Origin of the sequence: Mesorhizobium sp. M1142 (assembly GCF_040318565.1) — a bacterium.
Lineage (GTDB): Bacteria > Pseudomonadota > Alphaproteobacteria > Rhizobiales > Rhizobiaceae > Mesorhizobium.
Genome location: NZ_JAMYMK010000005.1, coordinates 287994 through 304024 on the forward strand (window position 1 = coordinate 287994; position 16031 = coordinate 304024).

The following is a 16031-nucleotide window of genomic DNA, read 5'->3' on the forward strand; positions in this document are numbered from 1 at the left end:
TATCGGCGTCAACGCCACCAGGATCCCGCCTTGTCAACGCCTGCCCCTCTCATCGAAATGCGCGGCATCTCCAAGAGCTTTGGCGCCGTCAAGGCGAACGAAGCCGTCGATCTCAGCGTCGCGCCGGGTGAAATCCTCGGGCTGCTCGGCGAAAACGGTGCCGGCAAGACGACGCTGATGAATGTGCTGTTCGGCGCCTATGCGCCCGATGCCGGCGAGATCCTGGTGCAGGGCCGGCCGGTGACGATCAACAGTTCGGCCGATGCGCTTGCCGCCGGCATCGGCATGGTGCACCAGCATTTCCATCTCGCATCGCGGCTTTCGGTGCTGGAAAACCTCTTGATCGGTATTCCCGGCAGATCGGGCCGGATCGATCGTCCCGGCGGGCTGGCGCGGCTCGCCGAGATCGGCCGCCAGCACGGGCTGACGCTCGACCCGGACCTTCCCGTCTCGGCGCTGGCGGTCGGCGAGCAGCAGCGGCTCGAAATCGTCAAGGCGCTGTTTCGCGGCGCAAGGCTGCTGATCCTCGACGAGCCGACAGCGGTGTTGGCGCCGACAGAGGTCGACGGACTGTTTTCGGCGCTGCGCTCGATGGCGGCACAAGGGCTCGGCATCATCTTCATCTCGCACAAGCTCAACGAGGTGCGGGCGCTGACGCATCGCTGCGTCGTGCTCAGGCACGGGCGCGTCGCCGGCCGGGTCGATGCGCCGGCCAGCACGACGTCCTCGGAGATGGCGCGGCTGATGTGCGGCCACGAGATCGTGCCTCCGGCCAGAGGACCGTCGATGCCCGGTGCGGCCGTGCTGACCCTCGACGGTATCTCGACATCGCATCATTCCGGCATGGCGCTGCACGATGTTTCGCTGTCGGTTCGTGGCGGCGAGATCCTTGGCATCGCCGGCGTCTCCGGCAATGGCCAGCGCGCGCTTGCCGAGGTCATCTCCGGCGTGCGTGCGCCCGATGCCGGGAAGATGACCATAGCCGGCAAAGCGGTTTCGCGGTTCTCGCCGAGCACAGTCCAGGCGCTCGGCCTCGGCCGCATCCCGGAAGACCGCATGACGACAGGGCTGGTCACCAATCTGCCGCTTGCCGATTCCATGGTGCTGCCACGCATCGGCACGGCGGCGTTCAGCCGCAACGGCCTGCTCAAGCCGGATGCGATCCGCGCCTTCGCCGAGGCGCAGATCAAGGCCTACGACATACGTTGCCCCGGCCCGATGACGCGCGCCGGGGCGCTTTCCGGCGGCAATCTGCAGAAGGCGCTTCTGGCGCGCGAACTCGCCTTCGATCCAAAGGTGCTGATCGTTTCGCAGCCGACTCGCGGCCTCGACATCGGCGCCGCGCGCTTCATCCACGAAAAATTCCTCGACATGCGCGCCAAGGGCTGCGGCATCATCGTCATTGGCGAGGACCTGGAAGAGTTGCTGATGCTCTCGGATCGTATCGCGGTGATGTATGAGGGCCGCATCGTCGGCACGCTCGACAGTGCCGACGCCAGCGTCGCTAGACTCGGGTTGATGATGACCGGAGCGGAGGCGTGATGTTCCGTCTCGAGGCCCGCACCTCAACGCCCGCCTGGTTCAATCTGGCGCTGCCGCTGCTCGCAATCGGCGCGACGCTGATCCTGTGCAGCGGCCTCATCGCACTGGCCGGCGCCGGCGTCGTCGAGGCTTATGGCGTAATGTTTTCGGCGTCGCTGGGCGACAGCTACGCCGTCACCGAAACGCTGGTGCGTGCCACCCCGATGATCTTCACGGGACTGGCCGTGGCAGTCGCCTTCCGCGCCAAATTCTGGAATATCGGCGCCGAAGGGCAATTGCTGGCTGGTGCGGTGGCGAGCTGTGCCGTCGGTGCAATCCCGATGCCGGGGCCGCTCGCCATGCTGCTGATGGCGCTGGCGGGTGCCGCCGCCGGCGCGGCCGTCGCCCTGATCCCCGCCACGCTGCGGGTAAAATTCAGGGTCGATGACGTGGTCAGCTCGCTGCTGCTCAACTCGGTCATTTTCTACGCACTGATGGCGCTGATCGAGGGGCCATGGAAGGACAGTTTCAGCGGCTACCCGATCTCGCCGCCGATCGAGGATACGGCCAATTTCCCGGTACTCATCGAAGGCACGCGGCTGCATCTCGGCGTCGTCGCGGCGCTGGTCGCGGCACCCCTGATCTGGTTCGTGGTCGCGCGTACGACGCTCGGCTTCCGCATCAGGGTCACCGGCGAGAACCCGGAAGCCGCGCGCTATGGCGGCATCAATGTCGAGCGGGTGCTGATTTCGACGGCGCTGCTGTCTGGCGCATTGGCCGGCCTTGCGGGCGTCGGCGAGGTCGGCGGCGTGCATTTCCAGGTGATGAGTGACATCTCGCCGGGCTATGGCTATTCCGGCATCGTCGTCGCCATGCTGGCGAGGCTCAATCCGCTCGGCGTGGTGCCGGCGGCGATCTTCCTTGCCGCGGTGATGACCGGCGCCGAGGCGATGTCGCGGGCGACCGGCGTTCCGGCCTTCCTCAGCGATGTCATCCAGGGAACTGCGCTGCTCGCCATGCTGGTGGCGCTGCTGTTCACCGCCTATCGCATCCGTCGCGTGGGAATAGCCAAATGAGCGTGGTGCTGGAACAGATCTTCCAGGTCGGCTTCCTGGCCGCCATCATCCGCATCGCCACGCCGCTGGCCTTCGCGACGCTGGGCGAGATGTTCTCCGAGCGCGCCGGGGTGCTCAATCTCGGCATCGAAGGCATCATGCTTTTGTCGGCAATGACCGGCTTCACCGCGGCGAGCCTGGGCGGCAGCCTGTGGCTCGGCGTGCTTGCGGCGGTGCTGACCGGGGCGCTGATGGGTGCCGTGCATGCGCTGTTCACGGTAGCGCTCGGCCTCAGCCAGCATGTCTGCGGCATCGGCGTGACGCTGTTCTCGTCGGGCCTTGCCTATTTCCTCTACCGGCTGATCTTCGGCCAGCAATCGGTGCCACCGAACATCAAGGGGTTCGAGACGCTGCCGATCCCGATCCTGTCCGACGTACCGGTGCTTGGGCCGGCGGTGTTCAACCAGTTTTCGCTGGTCTACATGGCGATGCTGTCTATTCCCCTGGCCGCCTTCGTGCTCTACCGCACACCCTGGGGCCTGTCGGTCCGCATGGTCGGCGAAAACCCGCGCGCCGCCGATTCGGCCGGCGTCAGCGTCATCGCTACGCGCTTCCAGGCGGTGATCCTCGGCGGTGCCTTGATGGGACTGGCCGGTGCCTTCCTGTCGATGGCGCAATTCAACGCCTTCACCTTCGGCGTGGTTTCGGGGCGTGGCTGGGTGGCAATCGCGCTCGTCGTTTTCGGCCGCTGGGATCCGTGGCGATCGGCAGGCGCGGCACTGCTGTTTGCCTTCGTCGATGCCCTGCAGTTGCGCATGCAGGCGAGCGGGCTTGGCCATATCCCCTACGAGGCCTTCCTGATGCTGCCGTTCATCTTCACCATCGTCGCTATGGCGGTGATGTCGCGCAATGCGGTGGCCCCGTCGGCGCTGCTCAAGCCGTTCCGGCGCGAAGAGCGGTAGAGCGGCGCTCCGCTTTTCACATCGCCGTGAAGCCGTTGTCGACGAACAGATGCGCGCCGTTGACGAAGCTGGCCTCGTCGCTGGCCAGGACCAGGGCTGCCTTCGCGACCTCTTCCGGCTCGCCGATCCGCCCTTGTTGCGCCGCCATTGCCGCGTCGGAGACATCGACGCCGAGTTTGTCGAGATCGGCGACCTCGCGCAGGCCATGCGGTGTCCTGATGAACCCTGGACAGACCGCATTGCAGCGGATGTTGCGGTCGCGGAACTCGACGGCGATGGCACGCGCGAACATATGGCAGGCGCCCTTGGTGGTGTCGTAAAGCACCTCCATCGGCGTCGCCGCCACCGCCGAGATCGACGAGGTGCAGACGATGGAACCGCCGCCGGCGGCGATCATGCCGGGCAGCACGGCACGCGTCATCAGGAACATCGAACGCACATTGACGGCATGCAGCCAGTCCCATTCCTGCAGCGTGGTCTCCAGGAAGGGTTTGATGACGATGGTGCCGGCGTGGTTTAACAGAACCGTAACCGGGCCGAATTTTTCCGTCGCGCCCTTCACCGCCGCTTCGACCTGCGCCTCATCCGATACGTCGGCGACCCAGTGCTCGGCGACATGGCCGCGTTGCCTGATTACCGCTGCGGTAGCCGCCGCCGCTTCGCCGTTGCGGTCGACGATCGCCACCTTGGCGCCCTCGGCCGCGAAAAGCTCCGAGGCCGCACCGCCCATTCCCGTCGCGCCGCCCGAAATGATGGCGACCTTGCCGGCCAGTCTTGTGCCCATGGTATGCTCCCTGCTGCCTTGCCGTGACGTCGCGGCTTTCCGCTGAAGCGATGCTATCCCTCATCCATTGGATGGCCAAGGAGCCACAGACACATGGACCTGACGTTTCCTGCCGTCACCCCGGCATGCCGCAAAAGGCAGCGCTAAGCAGTAAAAGCACTAATGTGTCTATCATTTGGAGAAAATTGTTCTAAGGATCGCGCGAAAATAGCACTCGACAAAGTCTACTGATTTTATAGATTAAGCGCCGAGACGGAGGTCGATATGTCCTATAGCCAGAACGCTCAGACTGCCCGCAAAGGCCAAAGGCTGGGTTCCGACCAGGTGTGGCGGCCGGCCTACGCCGGCGCTTTCGCCTATCTCGTCTTTGCCCTTGCGTTTGTATTCACCGGGGCAGTGGTACTGGGGCTGATCCCCTGATTGTCAAGGCTCTGATCATCGAGGCTTCCTCGGGATAGCGGCCTGCCGTTTGCAGAAATTCCGGAGTTGATGAACCGAATGCCGGTGCGCTTTTGCGCGCCCTGATTCCAACGTGATGGAGGAGATGGCAATGCCGATCGAGTTCACGCATGTTCCCGGTAAGATCCACGCCACCAACGCCAGCTTTTTCTACGACTTTGTCGAGACCGCGACGAAGCTGTCACTGATCGAGGATGCCGGATTCCGGAAGATCGTCATCGACGACCAGGCCGGACTGCTGACCAATATGGACCTTGCCGCCCAGACGCTGGACCGGACCTCGTCCCTGGAGGTCGTGCTCACGCATTGGGCAGGCGTGATCGAACCAACCGTGGCGGCGCGGCAACTCGCTGCCCTCGACGCGAGAAGCGGTGGCCGGCTGTCGCTCAGGATGCTCAGCGAGCCGCTGAGCGACGACGATGCCGAGGCACGTCCGGCCGGCCACACAGTGGTCTGGCAACGCATCGATGAATATCTGGTGCTGCTGAAGCGGTTGTGGTCGAACGACAGGCCGTTCGACCATGAAGGCACCTTTTACAGCATCAAAGGCGGCTATGTGCCGCGCAAGGGGCCGCATGGTGCCGATGTGACCATCCGCATGGGCGGACAGTCGGGCACGGCGCTCAGGGGCGCGGGCAGGCATGCGGATGTGTTCGAGCTGGCGCCGGGCTCGCTTGCAGAAATCCGCCAGTCAATGGAGCGTGTACGCGGCGCTGCTGCCGAACACGGCCGGGCCGGCAAGCTGCGTTTCGCGCTTCCGGTCCGAATCCGTTCGGAAGACAAACCGGCCGCTTCCTGCCAGAAGGCGCTCGAACTTGCCGGGCCGCCGGCGCAGGTCGCGCTTTCGCTGCTTTCTTACGCCGCTTTGGGGATCAAGGAGTTCATGATCGTCGGCGTCGACAGGCCACGCGAGATTGCGACCGCCGGCCGCGAGGCGATCGCGCTCTTGCGCAATTCGCTGGCACGGCGCGAGGCCGATGTCCCTCAGCCGGGGGCGTTTGCGTCACGCGCGACACAGGGAGCACGCGCCGGCTGCTGAAGAGCCTCCGTCGTCCCGCGCCTTGGTGACGGGTCTACCACCATTCCGGGAAAGCCGCGTGAGCCGCCCTGACCAGCGTCGGTATTTCCTGATCGGGAACGGAGCTGTAGGGCCAGAGCAGTCGCGGCCCGAGCGGCGCCCAGCCGCCGGCCGCCGCCATCGCCTTATCGAGTGCTGCATCACCGACATTGTAACGGGTGCGAAACGGTAGGACATGTGCGGCGAGGAAGGCCTGTATGCGGGCCTCGACCTCGGCAGCGGCGGCCATGTCGGTGCGGATTATCTGCCACCACATCATCGCGCCCTTCGGGTTGAGGCAGGCAACGTTGGAATAGCTGCCATGGGCCCCTCCAGCATAGCCTGTTGCCAGCGTGTGGCCGGGGACGAAGACGGAAAATCCGTCCAGTTTGCGGCGCATGTCGGCATACCAGCCGGGGTCGCCGCCCGGCAGCTTGGCGCCGACCAGCGATGGCACGGCCGCACGCAGACTGGCGATGCCGTCGAGCGTCAGGTGGCGCTTGGCGTGCGGCGGATTGTAGAGCACCAGCGGCGTTTCAGGCGCGGCGTCGCACAGGCCGCCGGCAAAGCGCATGACCTCGTCGTCGCTGGGCGGCCACCAGTCGGGCAGCGTGAACTGCACCGCCGCCGGGCGAAGTCCGGCGACCCGCGTCAGCCGCTCCAGCGCGACGCGCGGATTGGACTGGCTGATGCCGATCTGGAAAGGAAGGCGCGCGCGGCCGGCTATGGTTGCGACCAACTCACAAAGCCGGTCGAATTCGGGCTCGGTCTGGCAATGGAACTCGCAGGCCGTGCCATTGGAAAAGACGCCGTCGACGCCTGAGGCGCAGAGCCGGGCGATCGTCTCTTCCGTCGCCTGCCAGTCGATCGCTCCGCGATCGTCGATGGCCAGCAGCACCGCGCCCCAGACGCCGCGCGGTGCGTGTGCGGGCAAGCGGGCCAGATGGTCGTCGAGGTCAGCGTCCACCGGCGATCTCGTGTTCGCGGCGGGTTTCGTTCGAGGCAAAGGCGGCCTCGATGATGGCGATCATCTTGCGCCCATAGGCACCGTCGACCGGCACCGGCGTGTCGTCGGCAATGGCATTGCGCATCGCGCGCCATTCGCGCACCAGCGCGTTATGCATCCAGTTCGGCTCAAAGGAACCGGGCAGCTCGGTCCAGACCGTCTCGCGGCCAAGCATGGTGCCGCGGTCCATGTCGATGCGCAGCGTTCCCCGCTCGCAGACCAGATCCATGGCATAGGTGGTGGCGCCGGTGCGATAGCCGACGCTCTGCACCTGGCCGATGCCGCCGCCGGCGAAGCGCAATCCGAGCAGAGCGCTATCGTCTGCTTCCTGGTCATGGAACTTGGCGCCGAGCATGCCGCTCACCGACACGACATCGTCATCCATCAGCCAGACCAGGCGATCGACCGCGTGGATGCCGGCCGTCAACAGCATGCCGCCGCCGGTCGCCTTGCGCAGATGCCAGTCGCGGCGATTGTGCTCCATCCACAGCTTGATGATCCAGCTCGATCCGGCGAGCGGCCGGCCGAGCTCGCCTTCCTCCAGAATTTGCCTGGCCGCCATGCAGGGCAGGGCGAAATGCATGAGGTGGGCGACCATCAGCTTGACGCCACCCTTGGCCACGGCGGCGTTGATCGCATCGCAGGCAGCCACCGTCGGCGCCATCGGTTTTTCGAGCAGGATATGCTTGCCGGCCTTTGCCGCGCCGATGGCCATTTCGGCATGGAGATGGTGCGGGCTGGCAATGAGGACCGCATCGACCTCCTTGTCGTCCAGCAGCCTTCGCCAGTCCGCGTAGCCGCGGCCGCCATGTTCAGCGGTGAATTGCTGCAGTGCGTCGACATTTCCTCGAGAGGCGGCGACGAGACGAATGCCGCCAACCTCACGGATTGCCCGCGCATGGCCTGCGCCGAAATCGCCGGCGCCGATAATTCCTATTCCAATCATGGTCCTGCCTTTTGATAAGCGGCGTCGATCAGCGACATCGCCGCAACATAATCTTCGATGGACACCGGCGGAGGCGCCTTTCTGGCCAGCCGGTCAAGCGTATCGCGCATGAACAGACGATAGCGCGTTGCCGGCAGTTCGACCGGCAGATCGACGATTGCCGCGTCGTCGAGCGTTGCGCAGATAACATGGTCGCCACGATCGATGAGGGTGGCATTGGCACTGACGATGCGCCACTCGAAGTCACCGCCGGGGCGCATCGAAGCAAAGGTGTAACCGGCCTCGACGATGAACAGCGCGCCGGCCTCGTCTTCCAGCACCAGAAGTGCGTGATCCTCGACCGGGCCGGGATGGATGCGGTTCGCGATCGAAACGGTCTTCAGGCCGAGCTTGCCGGTTGCGAGGCTGAGTGCCGCGTCGACGCCGTGTATGCCGAGATTCCTCAATGCACCCCCGCCACCAACCGCCGGGTCGAGCACCCAGGCGACACCGTCGGCGATGTAGCGTTGCGGCGGGCCGTTGACCAGCCGGAACTGGCAATGCGCCACGGGGCCGGCGCGACCTTGCCGGCGCAGCCGTTCAAGGCCGGCAACGGCCGGCCCGAAACGGTTGGGCAGGGGAACAGCGACGAAAGCCTGGTACTGCCTGGCAAGGTCGCGCAGCGCCATCAGTTCCCTCGTATCGCTGGCCGCCGGCTTCTCCAGGATCAGCGGTATCCTTGCCGCGATGATCGCACGTGCCCGCGCCGGCACCATCGAAGGGTGCCCCATCAACAGGATCGCATCCGGCGGGCTGGAGAGTATCTCCTTGAAATCTTCGATAAACGGCAGGTCGTGGTGCGCGGCGAACGCTTGCGCTTGGCCAGGATCCTCGTCCCAGATACCGGCGATCTCCGTGCCGTAAAAGCGTGCGGCGTCGAGGTGTATTTCGGCGTGCCAGTGGCTCGAGCCGGCGAGGGTAATCTTCATTCGGAGGCAGCAGGTTTGTTGTGGGCTTGCAGGATATCCTACAAGTGGCTATACGACAAGCGGCGGGCAAGCTTCAGCGGATGATGAAGGCAGTGGGATGGCGGAACTGAAGTCGATCGAACCGTTGAGCAGACCGCCGCTGCTTCACGTCACCGTACAGGAAAGCCTCAGGGCCTATATCGAAAGCAACCAGCTCAAGGCAGGCGATCCCCTGCCGCCGGAGACGTTCCTGGCGCAGCGGCTCGGCGTCGGCCGCAACTCCGTGCGGGAAGCCATCAAGGCGCTGGAATCGATCGGCATCCTGGAGACGCGACGCGGCATCGGCGTGTTCGTCAAGGAGTTCTCGTTCAAGCCGCTGCTGGATAACCTGGCCTACGGTTTGCAGGATTCGCTGCGCGATGTCGAAGAGCTGCGCGAAATCCGTCGCGTGCTGGAAACCGGCCTCATCGCCAAGACGATCGAGATGATCAGTGCCGAGGACATCGAGGCGCTGCGCCAGTTGACCGAGCGCATGCGGCAACGTGCCGAGCGCCATGAGAGCTTCGCCGAAGAGGACCAGCAATTCCATCAGCTGCTGTTCCGCTGCCAGAACAATCACATGCTGAGCGCGCTGATCGACATCTTCTGGACGGCGTTCAACAAGGCCTCGAATTTCACCAATCTCGATAATCCGACGCCGCTGGCGACATGGCGCGACCATCACGAGATCGTCGAGGCTGTCGCCGCCAAGGACGTCGACCAGGCGCGTCGGCGGCTCGACGACCATTACCGAGGAATCCAGCAGGTTATCGCCAAGAACCGAACACCCTGAACATGCCAAGGGAGGAAACCATGCGCATCAGGACCACCGCATTCTCTATCGCAGGGCTGCTGCTCGCCAGCATTGCCCCAGTGACCAGCGTCCAGGCACAAAACGCCAAAACCATCGCCGGCGGCTTCGACGTCGGTCCCGGCGGCTTTCCCAAGAACTTCAACCCGCTGGTCGCGACCGGCGGCTACACCTGGCTCAGCACCTATTTTGAACCGCTGGTCATCTACAATGCCGGGCTGACCGAGATCGAAGGCGACCTCGCGAAGGACTACAAGATCAGCGACGACCAGCTGAGCTATACGTTCAACCTGGTCAACGAGACTTGGCACGACGGCAAGCCGTTCACCTCGAAGGACGTCAAGTTCACGCTCGAGCTTGCCAAGAACAAGGCCTCCGGCAGCCTGTTTGCAGCCCGTCTCGCCGATATCGCCTCGGTCGATGCGCCGGATGACCACACCGCAGTGGTGAAGCTATCGAAACCGAACGGATCGTTTCTATCGATCCTCTCGCAGCTGATGATCCTGCCGGAGCATGCCCTGGCCACCCTGTCCCCGGAAGCGCTGGCGACCAGCACCTGGTGGTCGACCACTCCGGTCGGCACCGGCCCGTTCAAGTTCAAACGCTACGTGAGCGACCAATATGTCGAGCTGGCAGCCGATGACGATTATCGCGGCGGCAAGCCGAAGGTAGACGTGCTCATCAACCGCTATTTCGAGTCACCGGCGGCGGCCGTCGCCGCGCTCCGTGCCGGTGAAATCCAGTTCACCTATGTCGAGCCCGACGATGCGGCCTCCTTCAAAAGCGACAGCAATTTCAAGGTGATCGAAGGTGCCTCCTACGTGGTCAACTATATCGGCCTGAATCAGAAGGTCGACCTGTTCAGGGATATCCGTGTCCGCCAGGCGATCATGTACGCGATCGACCGCAACGCCATTATAGACAGCCTCTATGGCGGTGCCGCCAAGCCGGCCAATTGCGGCTATGTCGCGCCGCATCTCGTTCCCCAGGGTCTCGAACCATATGCCTACGATCCGGCCAAGGCCAAGGCGCTGCTGACCGAGGCGGGCTGGGACAAGATCAACGGCGACAAACCGATCACCCTGCTGACCTATTACGGCTCGCCGCAAGCGGCCAACGTGATGGCCGCCATCCAGTCGATGCTGGCCGAAGTCGGCATTAACGTGGTGCCGCGCGTCGTCGATACGCCGACCTATAACGGCATCGTCTACAAACAAGGCACGCCGGACTGGAATGCCTTTCCGATGGTCTATGCCGGCCTGCAGAACGGCCCCAATCCGGCCAGCCTCAACCCCGGCCTCAACAAGTCGCAGATCCCGCCGGCAGGCTTCAACACCATGCGCATCGATTTCGACGATCTGAGCGCTGCATTGGACGCCGCCCTCGGCCAGACCGATCCGGCCAAGATCGACCAATCCTGGCAGGAGGTCTGCAAGGTGATGAACAAGGACCTGCCCTGGGCAACGCTGTGGGTGGCCAACCGCTATGGCGTGGCCTCCAACAAGCTGCGTGACTTCGTCTGGACGCCGGCGCCGGGCGGCGGCCCCTACGCAGCTCACCCGGAGCGCTGGGATATTCAGTAAGAACCCCGCAACGAAGCGAGCAGGCGGACCACTTTGGCGCCGCCTGCCACCGCCACGGATAGCCCATGTTGAGCTTCATTGCCCGCCGCAGCGCTACAGGATTGCTGATGCTGGTCGCGCTCAGCGTCCTCATCTTCATCCTGTTGCGGCTGGCGCCGGGCGATCCGATCGACGCCTATATCAACCCGTCGGTGCCGATGTCCGCCTCCGATCTCGAGGGGCTGCGCGAACGGCTTGGGCTCGACCGGCCGCTTCCCGTGCAATATCTGGCCTGGCTGCGCGCGGCGCTGGGCGGCGACTTCGGCTTTTCGATCCAGCGCAGCGGCGTCGCCGTGCTGCCGCTGGTCATGGAGCGCATCGGCCCGACGGCGCTGCTGATGGGCACGGGCCTGGCGATCGCCATCGTGCTCGGCATTTCCGCCGGCATTTTCAGCGCGGTGCGCCGTAACGAACCGTCCGACATCGCGCTGTCGGTGCTGTCGTTTATCGGAATCTCCAGCCCGGCTTTTCTGACGGCGCTGCTTGGCCTCTATTTCTTCTCGGTGCTGCTGCGCTGGGCGCCGTCCGGCGGCATGCAGACCGCGGGTGCGCCGTTCTCGATGACCGACGTGCTTGCGCACCTCATCCTGCCCGCTTGCCTGCTGTCCATCGGCCATGCCGCGCTGATCATGCGCTACATGCGCGCTTCGCTGCTGGAAGTGCTCAACCAGGATTACGTGCGGACGGCGCGTGCCAAGGGCGTGCGCGAGTTCTGGGTTATCATCAAGCATGCAACCCGCAACGCGCTCTTGCCGGTCATCACGCTGATCGGCTCGACCGTCGGCATCGCCATTGGCGGCGCCATCTTCCTGGAAAGCGTGTTCAATTGGCCGGGCATGGGACTGCTTCTGGTCAATGCCGTTGGCACCCGCGATTACCCGGTGATCATGGGCGCCACGCTGGTGATCGGCGTTTGCGTCATCCTGGTCAACCTGTTGACCGACGTCGTCTATGCCGTCGTCGACCCGCGCATTCAGGTGGCGTGATGGCAATCACTGCGCCGGACCCAATGGTCGACCCGACAGCCTTACCGCAGACCAAGGGGCCGCTTCGCCGCGCGTTCGACCGCTTTTTCGAAAACCGCGCGGCGCGTGCCGGGCTTTTGATCGTCATCCCGATCCTGCTGGCGGTTTCGACCTATTCTTTGTGGTGGCCGTTCGGCCCGAACGCCATCGACCTCAGGGCGATGAACAAGGCGCCGTCGGCCATTCATTGGCTGGGTAGCGACGGCGTCGGGCGCGACGTCATGGCCCGGTTGCTGCAAGGTGGGCGAATCTCATTGCTGGTCGCCGTCTGCTCGGTCGCCATATCGACCGTCATAGGCTTCCTGGTCGGCGCCGGCGCCAGCTTTGGCGGGCGCCTCGTCGACGGCACGGTGATGCGCTTGGTCGATCTGGCGATGACGCTGCCGCCGGTGATCTTCCTGCTGGTGCTGGCTTCGATTGCCGGCACCGGCATCGCGCCGACCATACTGGTGATCTCGCTGCTCTCCTGGCCGGTGCTGTCGCGCATGGTGCGCGCCCGGCTGCTCGAACTGCGCGAGCGCGATTTCGTCGTTGCCGCCCGCGGCATGGGCGCGGGGCTGCCGCATCTGCTGTTCCGGCACGGCCTGCCCAATTGCATCGATATCCTGGTCGTCTATGCCACCTTGCAGATCGCCAACGCCATCCTGCTCGAGGCCGGCCTGTCCTTCCTCGGCCTCGGCATCGCGCCGCCCGAAGCCAGCTGGGGCAACATGCTCAATCTCGCCCGCTCCACCGTCGTGCTTGAAAATTATCCGTGGCAATGGATGTTCCCAGGCGCCGCACTGGTGCTCACCGTGCTCGCCATCAACTTCATCGGCGACGGCCTGCGCGACGCATTCGATCCCCGCTCCGATCTCAACTGACCTCGAAGGTTCATCAAAATGCCTCTGTTTACCGGCGTCGTGCCACCTGTCGTCACCCCGCTCAATGCCGATTTCAGCGTCGATTTTCCGTCGTTCACGCGCACCATCGAGAACCTGCTCGACGGCGGCGTCCACGGGCTGTTCGTGCTGGGCTCGACCAGCGAGGTGGTCTTCCACGACGAGGCGGGCCGCAGGGCCGTCCTCGAGCACGCGGTCAAGGTCAATAACGGCCGGCTTCCGATCTTCGCCGGTGTTATCGACCCGACGACCGACCGCGTCATCAACCACGCCCGCATCGCCAGATCGGCCGGTGCCGACGCCATCGTCGTCACCGCGCCGTTTTATACCCGCACCAGCCAGCCCGAGATCGGCGATCACTTCCGCTACATCAAAGATGCGATCGACATTCCGGTCATCGCCTACGACATCCCGGTCTGCGTGCACGTCAAGCTGGAGCGCAAGACCACGGTCGGTCTCGCCAGGGAAGGAGCCATTGCGGGTATCAAGGATTCCAGCGGCGATGACGGCAATCTGCGTTACGTGCTCAAGGACATGGCCGACGATCCCAGTTTTTTCGGCATGACCGGTTCCGAGATCCTGGTCGACAGCGTGCTGGCGATGGGTGCGCATGGCGTCGTGCCGGGCCTCGCCAATGTCGACCCGCATGGTTATGTCAGGCTGTGGAAGCTGACGCAGGCGGGCCAGCTTGCCGAAGCCCGCCTGGAGCAGGAGCGGTTGTTGAAACTGTTCGAGATCGTCTGGATCTCGCTCGGCAGGACCAGCGCCGGCTCGGCCGGCGTCGGCGCCTTCAAGGCGGCGATGAAGAGCCTCGGCATCATCGCCTCGAACACCATGGCGCGGCCGCAGCGCAGCCTGAACGACGAGGAAACCGCAAAGATCGACATGATCCTTCGCGATGTGGGGCTGCTCCGCTGAGCGCCACGCCGATCCTGTCGATTTCCGGCCTGCGCGCGGTGTTCCGCATTGCGGGGCGCGACATCGCGGCGGTAAGGGATGTCAACCTGACGATCGGCTCCGGCGAGACCGTGGCGCTCGTTGGCGAATCCGGATCGGGCAAGTCCGTCACCAGCCTGTCGATCATGGGATTGCTGCCGAAAGGGGTCGGACATATCGCCGAGGGGTCGATCGCGCTGCGGCGCAAGAACGGCACGCTCACCGAACTGACCAGCCTCGATGCCGAGTCGCTGCGCAAGATACGCGGCAACGAGATCGGCATGGTGTTCCAGGAGCCGATGACCAGCCTCAACCCGGTCTACACGATCGGCGAGCAGATCGCCGAACCGATCCGCATTCATCTCGGCAAATCGCACCGCGAGGCAGAAGCAGACGCGGTGCGGCTGCTGGAACAGGTCGGCATTCCCGATCCGAAGCGGCGGGCGCGGCAGTATCCGCACGAACTTTCGGGCGGGATGCGCCAGCGCGCTACCATCGCCATGGCCCTGTCCTGCGATCCGGGCTTGCTGATCGCCGACGAGCCGACCACCGCGCTGGACGTCACCATCCAGGCCCAGATCCTCGATCTTTTGGCCGAGCTGCAGGCGCAGCGCGGCATGGGCATCCTGTTCGTCACCCACAATCTCAGCGTCGTCGCCGAAATCGCCGACCGGGTAGCGGTGATGTATGCCGGGCGTATCGTCGAAACAGGTCCGGTGAGCGAAGTGTTCACCCGTCCGCGTCATCCCTATACCGCCGGGTTGATGCGTTCGGTGCCGCGGCTCGGCCAGGCCACGGCACTGAAGCTGGCGGGCACGCCGCTGCCGACCATTGCCGGGAATGTTCCGTCGCTCACGTTGCTGCCCAAAGGCTGTTCCTTCGCGCCGCGCTGCCCGATGGCTATCGCTGCCTGCCGTGCCGCGGTCCCGCCCTTGTTTGCGGCGACGCCGACCCGGCAAAGCCGCTGCCTGCGTTGGGAGGAGCTCTGATGGCCGACGTTCCCTTCCTTTCGGTCAAAAACCTGACCAAGCATTTTGCGCCGACAGCGTTCTCGCGTGGCCCGCTGGTCAGGGCGCTGGAGGACATTTCCTTCGATGTCAGGCGTGGCGAGGTGGTTGGCCTGGTCGGCGAGTCCGGCTCCGGCAAGACCACGATCGGCCGCTCGGTGCTGCGTCTGATCGAGCCGACATCCGGCCAAATCACCTATGACGGCACCGATATCACCAGGCTGGGTGCCGCCCAGCTGCGCCGCCAGCGTCGCAAGATGCAGTATATTTTCCAGGATCCCTTCGCCAGCCTGTCGCCGCGCATGACGATAGGGCAGATCCTCACCGAAGGCCTTGACATTCAAGCCATTGGCAAGAGGTCCGAGCGGCGGGCGAAGGCCGCGAAGGCACTTGCCGCGGTTGAGTTGCCGTTCGACGCCTATGACCGCTACGCCCATGAATTCTCGGGCGGCCAGCGCCAGCGCATCGGCATCGCCCGGGCGCTGACGCTCGAGCCGGAATTCATCGTCGCCGACGAGCCGGTCTCGGCACTCGACGTCTCGATCCAGGCGCAAATCATCAATTTGTTGCGCGACCTGCAGCTCCGGCTCGGCCTGACCATGCTGTTCATTTCGCACGATCTGGCCGTCGTCGAGTACATCTGCGACACGGTCATCGTGCTCTATCTCGGGCGCATCATGGAGGTTGCGCCGGCGGCCGAGCTTTATGCCCGACCGCAGCATCCCTACACGCGTGCGCTGCTGTCAGCCATTCCATCGCTCGATCCGCTGGCGAGGCAAGGCCGGCAGGTGCTCAAAGGCGATATTCCCAGTCCGGCGAACCCGCCGTCGGGCTGTGTTTTCCGAACCCGTTGCCCGTTCGCGTTGGAGGCTTGCGCCGCGGCCGTGCCGCCACTGAGGGCGACAGCCGACGGCCATCTGAAGGCCTGCATTCGCGACGACATCGCTTAGGAATAATTGCCCAGACAACGGTC

16 protein-coding genes are annotated in these 16031 nt (G+C 64.6%); 12 read left to right on the forward strand and 4 right to left on the reverse strand.

All coding sequences use genetic code 11. The annotated features are described in order from the left end of the window. Window positions 1-57: 57 nt before the first annotated feature. Genes NKH42_RS11610 through NKH42_RS11620 form a run of 3 tightly spaced genes read left to right on the forward strand, consistent with a single transcriptional unit; the run spans window position 58 to window position 3538 of the window. Window positions 58-1542, forward strand: a complete 1485-nt coding sequence (locus NKH42_RS11610; protein WP_502896211.1) for an ABC transporter ATP-binding protein — start codon at window positions 58-60, stop codon at window positions 1540-1542. Next, window positions 1542-2597: an ABC transporter permease gene (locus NKH42_RS11615; RefSeq protein ID WP_352509103.1), complete on the forward strand. Its 1056-nt coding sequence runs from the start codon at window positions 1542-1544 to the stop codon at window positions 2595-2597. Before NKH42_RS11610 ends, NKH42_RS11615 begins: the two co-directional genes overlap by 1 nt. Continuing rightward, entirely contained in the window at window positions 2594-3538 is a 945-nt protein-coding gene (locus tag NKH42_RS11620) for an ABC transporter permease (protein WP_352509102.1), read from the forward strand. Before NKH42_RS11615 ends, NKH42_RS11620 begins: the two co-directional genes overlap by 4 nt. A 16-nt stretch (window positions 3539-3554) precedes the next feature. On the opposite strand, the gene NKH42_RS11625 is transcribed toward NKH42_RS11620, so the two are convergent. After that, a complete protein-coding gene (locus tag NKH42_RS11625; RefSeq protein ID WP_352751458.1) occupies window positions 3555-4322 on the reverse strand; it encodes an SDR family NAD(P)-dependent oxidoreductase in 768 nt (255 codons plus the stop codon). A gap of 264 nt (window positions 4323-4586) precedes the next feature. Between NKH42_RS11625 and NKH42_RS11630 the strand changes: the two genes are divergently transcribed. Continuing rightward, window positions 4587-4742, forward strand: a complete 156-nt coding sequence (locus NKH42_RS11630) for a hypothetical protein (protein ID WP_023678176.1) — start codon at window positions 4587-4589, stop codon at window positions 4740-4742. 130 nt (window positions 4743-4872) lie between these two features. Then, complete coding sequence (locus NKH42_RS11635) at window positions 4873-5820, forward strand: LLM class flavin-dependent oxidoreductase (RefSeq protein ID WP_352974079.1); 948 nt, start codon at window positions 4873-4875, stop codon at window positions 5818-5820. Between the two features lie 34 nt (window positions 5821-5854). On the opposite strand, the gene NKH42_RS11640 is transcribed toward NKH42_RS11635, so the two are convergent. From NKH42_RS11640 to NKH42_RS11650, 3 genes are read right to left on the reverse strand one after another with little or no spacing between them, the layout of a single operon-like run. Beyond that, the gene (locus NKH42_RS11640) at window positions 5855-6805 is read right to left on the reverse strand and encodes a dihydrodipicolinate synthase family protein (RefSeq protein ID WP_352690278.1); all 951 of its coding nucleotides are present in this window, start codon (window positions 6803-6805) and stop codon (window positions 5855-5857) included. Then, window positions 6795-7790, reverse strand: a complete 996-nt coding sequence (locus NKH42_RS11645; RefSeq protein WP_352509092.1) for a Gfo/Idh/MocA family protein — start codon at window positions 7788-7790, stop codon at window positions 6795-6797. Before NKH42_RS11645 ends, NKH42_RS11640 begins: the two co-directional genes overlap by 11 nt. Beyond that, window positions 7787-8758, reverse strand: a complete 972-nt coding sequence (locus tag NKH42_RS11650; protein WP_352509091.1) for a Gfo/Idh/MocA family protein — start codon at window positions 8756-8758, stop codon at window positions 7787-7789. The genes NKH42_RS11645 and NKH42_RS11650 overlap by 4 nt, the downstream gene beginning before the upstream one ends. A 97-nt stretch (window positions 8759-8855) precedes the next feature. Between NKH42_RS11650 and NKH42_RS11655 the strand changes: the two genes are divergently transcribed. From NKH42_RS11655 to NKH42_RS11685, 7 genes are all read left to right on the forward strand, one after another. Beyond that, window positions 8856-9569 (forward strand): FadR/GntR family transcriptional regulator, encoded by a 714-nt coding sequence (locus tag NKH42_RS11655; RefSeq protein WP_352509090.1) that lies wholly within the window; start codon window positions 8856-8858, stop codon window positions 9567-9569. 20 nt (window positions 9570-9589) lie between these two features. Next, on the forward strand, window positions 9590-11170 hold the full coding sequence (locus NKH42_RS11660) for an ABC transporter substrate-binding protein (protein ID WP_352755943.1): 1581 nt from the start codon (window positions 9590-9592) through the stop codon (window positions 11168-11170). A 65-nt stretch (window positions 11171-11235) separates the two neighbouring features. Continuing rightward, on the forward strand, window positions 11236-12195 hold the full coding sequence (locus tag NKH42_RS11665) for an ABC transporter permease (protein WP_352751462.1): 960 nt from the start codon (window positions 11236-11238) through the stop codon (window positions 12193-12195). Between the two features lie 23 nt (window positions 12196-12218). After that, the gene (locus NKH42_RS11670) at window positions 12219-13097 is read left to right on the forward strand and encodes an ABC transporter permease (protein WP_352509098.1); all 879 of its coding nucleotides are present in this window, start codon (window positions 12219-12221) and stop codon (window positions 13095-13097) included. Between the two features lie 18 nt (window positions 13098-13115). After that, window positions 13116-14033, forward strand: a complete 918-nt coding sequence (locus NKH42_RS11675; protein WP_352509087.1) for a dihydrodipicolinate synthase family protein — start codon at window positions 13116-13118, stop codon at window positions 14031-14033. Beyond that, window positions 14030-15040, forward strand: coding sequence for an ABC transporter ATP-binding protein (locus NKH42_RS11680; protein WP_352509097.1), 1011 nt, complete (start codon window positions 14030-14032; stop codon window positions 15038-15040). Before NKH42_RS11675 ends, NKH42_RS11680 begins: the two co-directional genes overlap by 4 nt. After that, entirely contained in the window at window positions 15040-16008 is a 969-nt protein-coding gene (locus tag NKH42_RS11685) for an ABC transporter ATP-binding protein (protein ID WP_352509086.1), read from the forward strand. The genes NKH42_RS11680 and NKH42_RS11685 overlap by 1 nt, the downstream gene beginning before the upstream one ends. Window positions 16009-16031 lie beyond the last annotated feature (23 nt).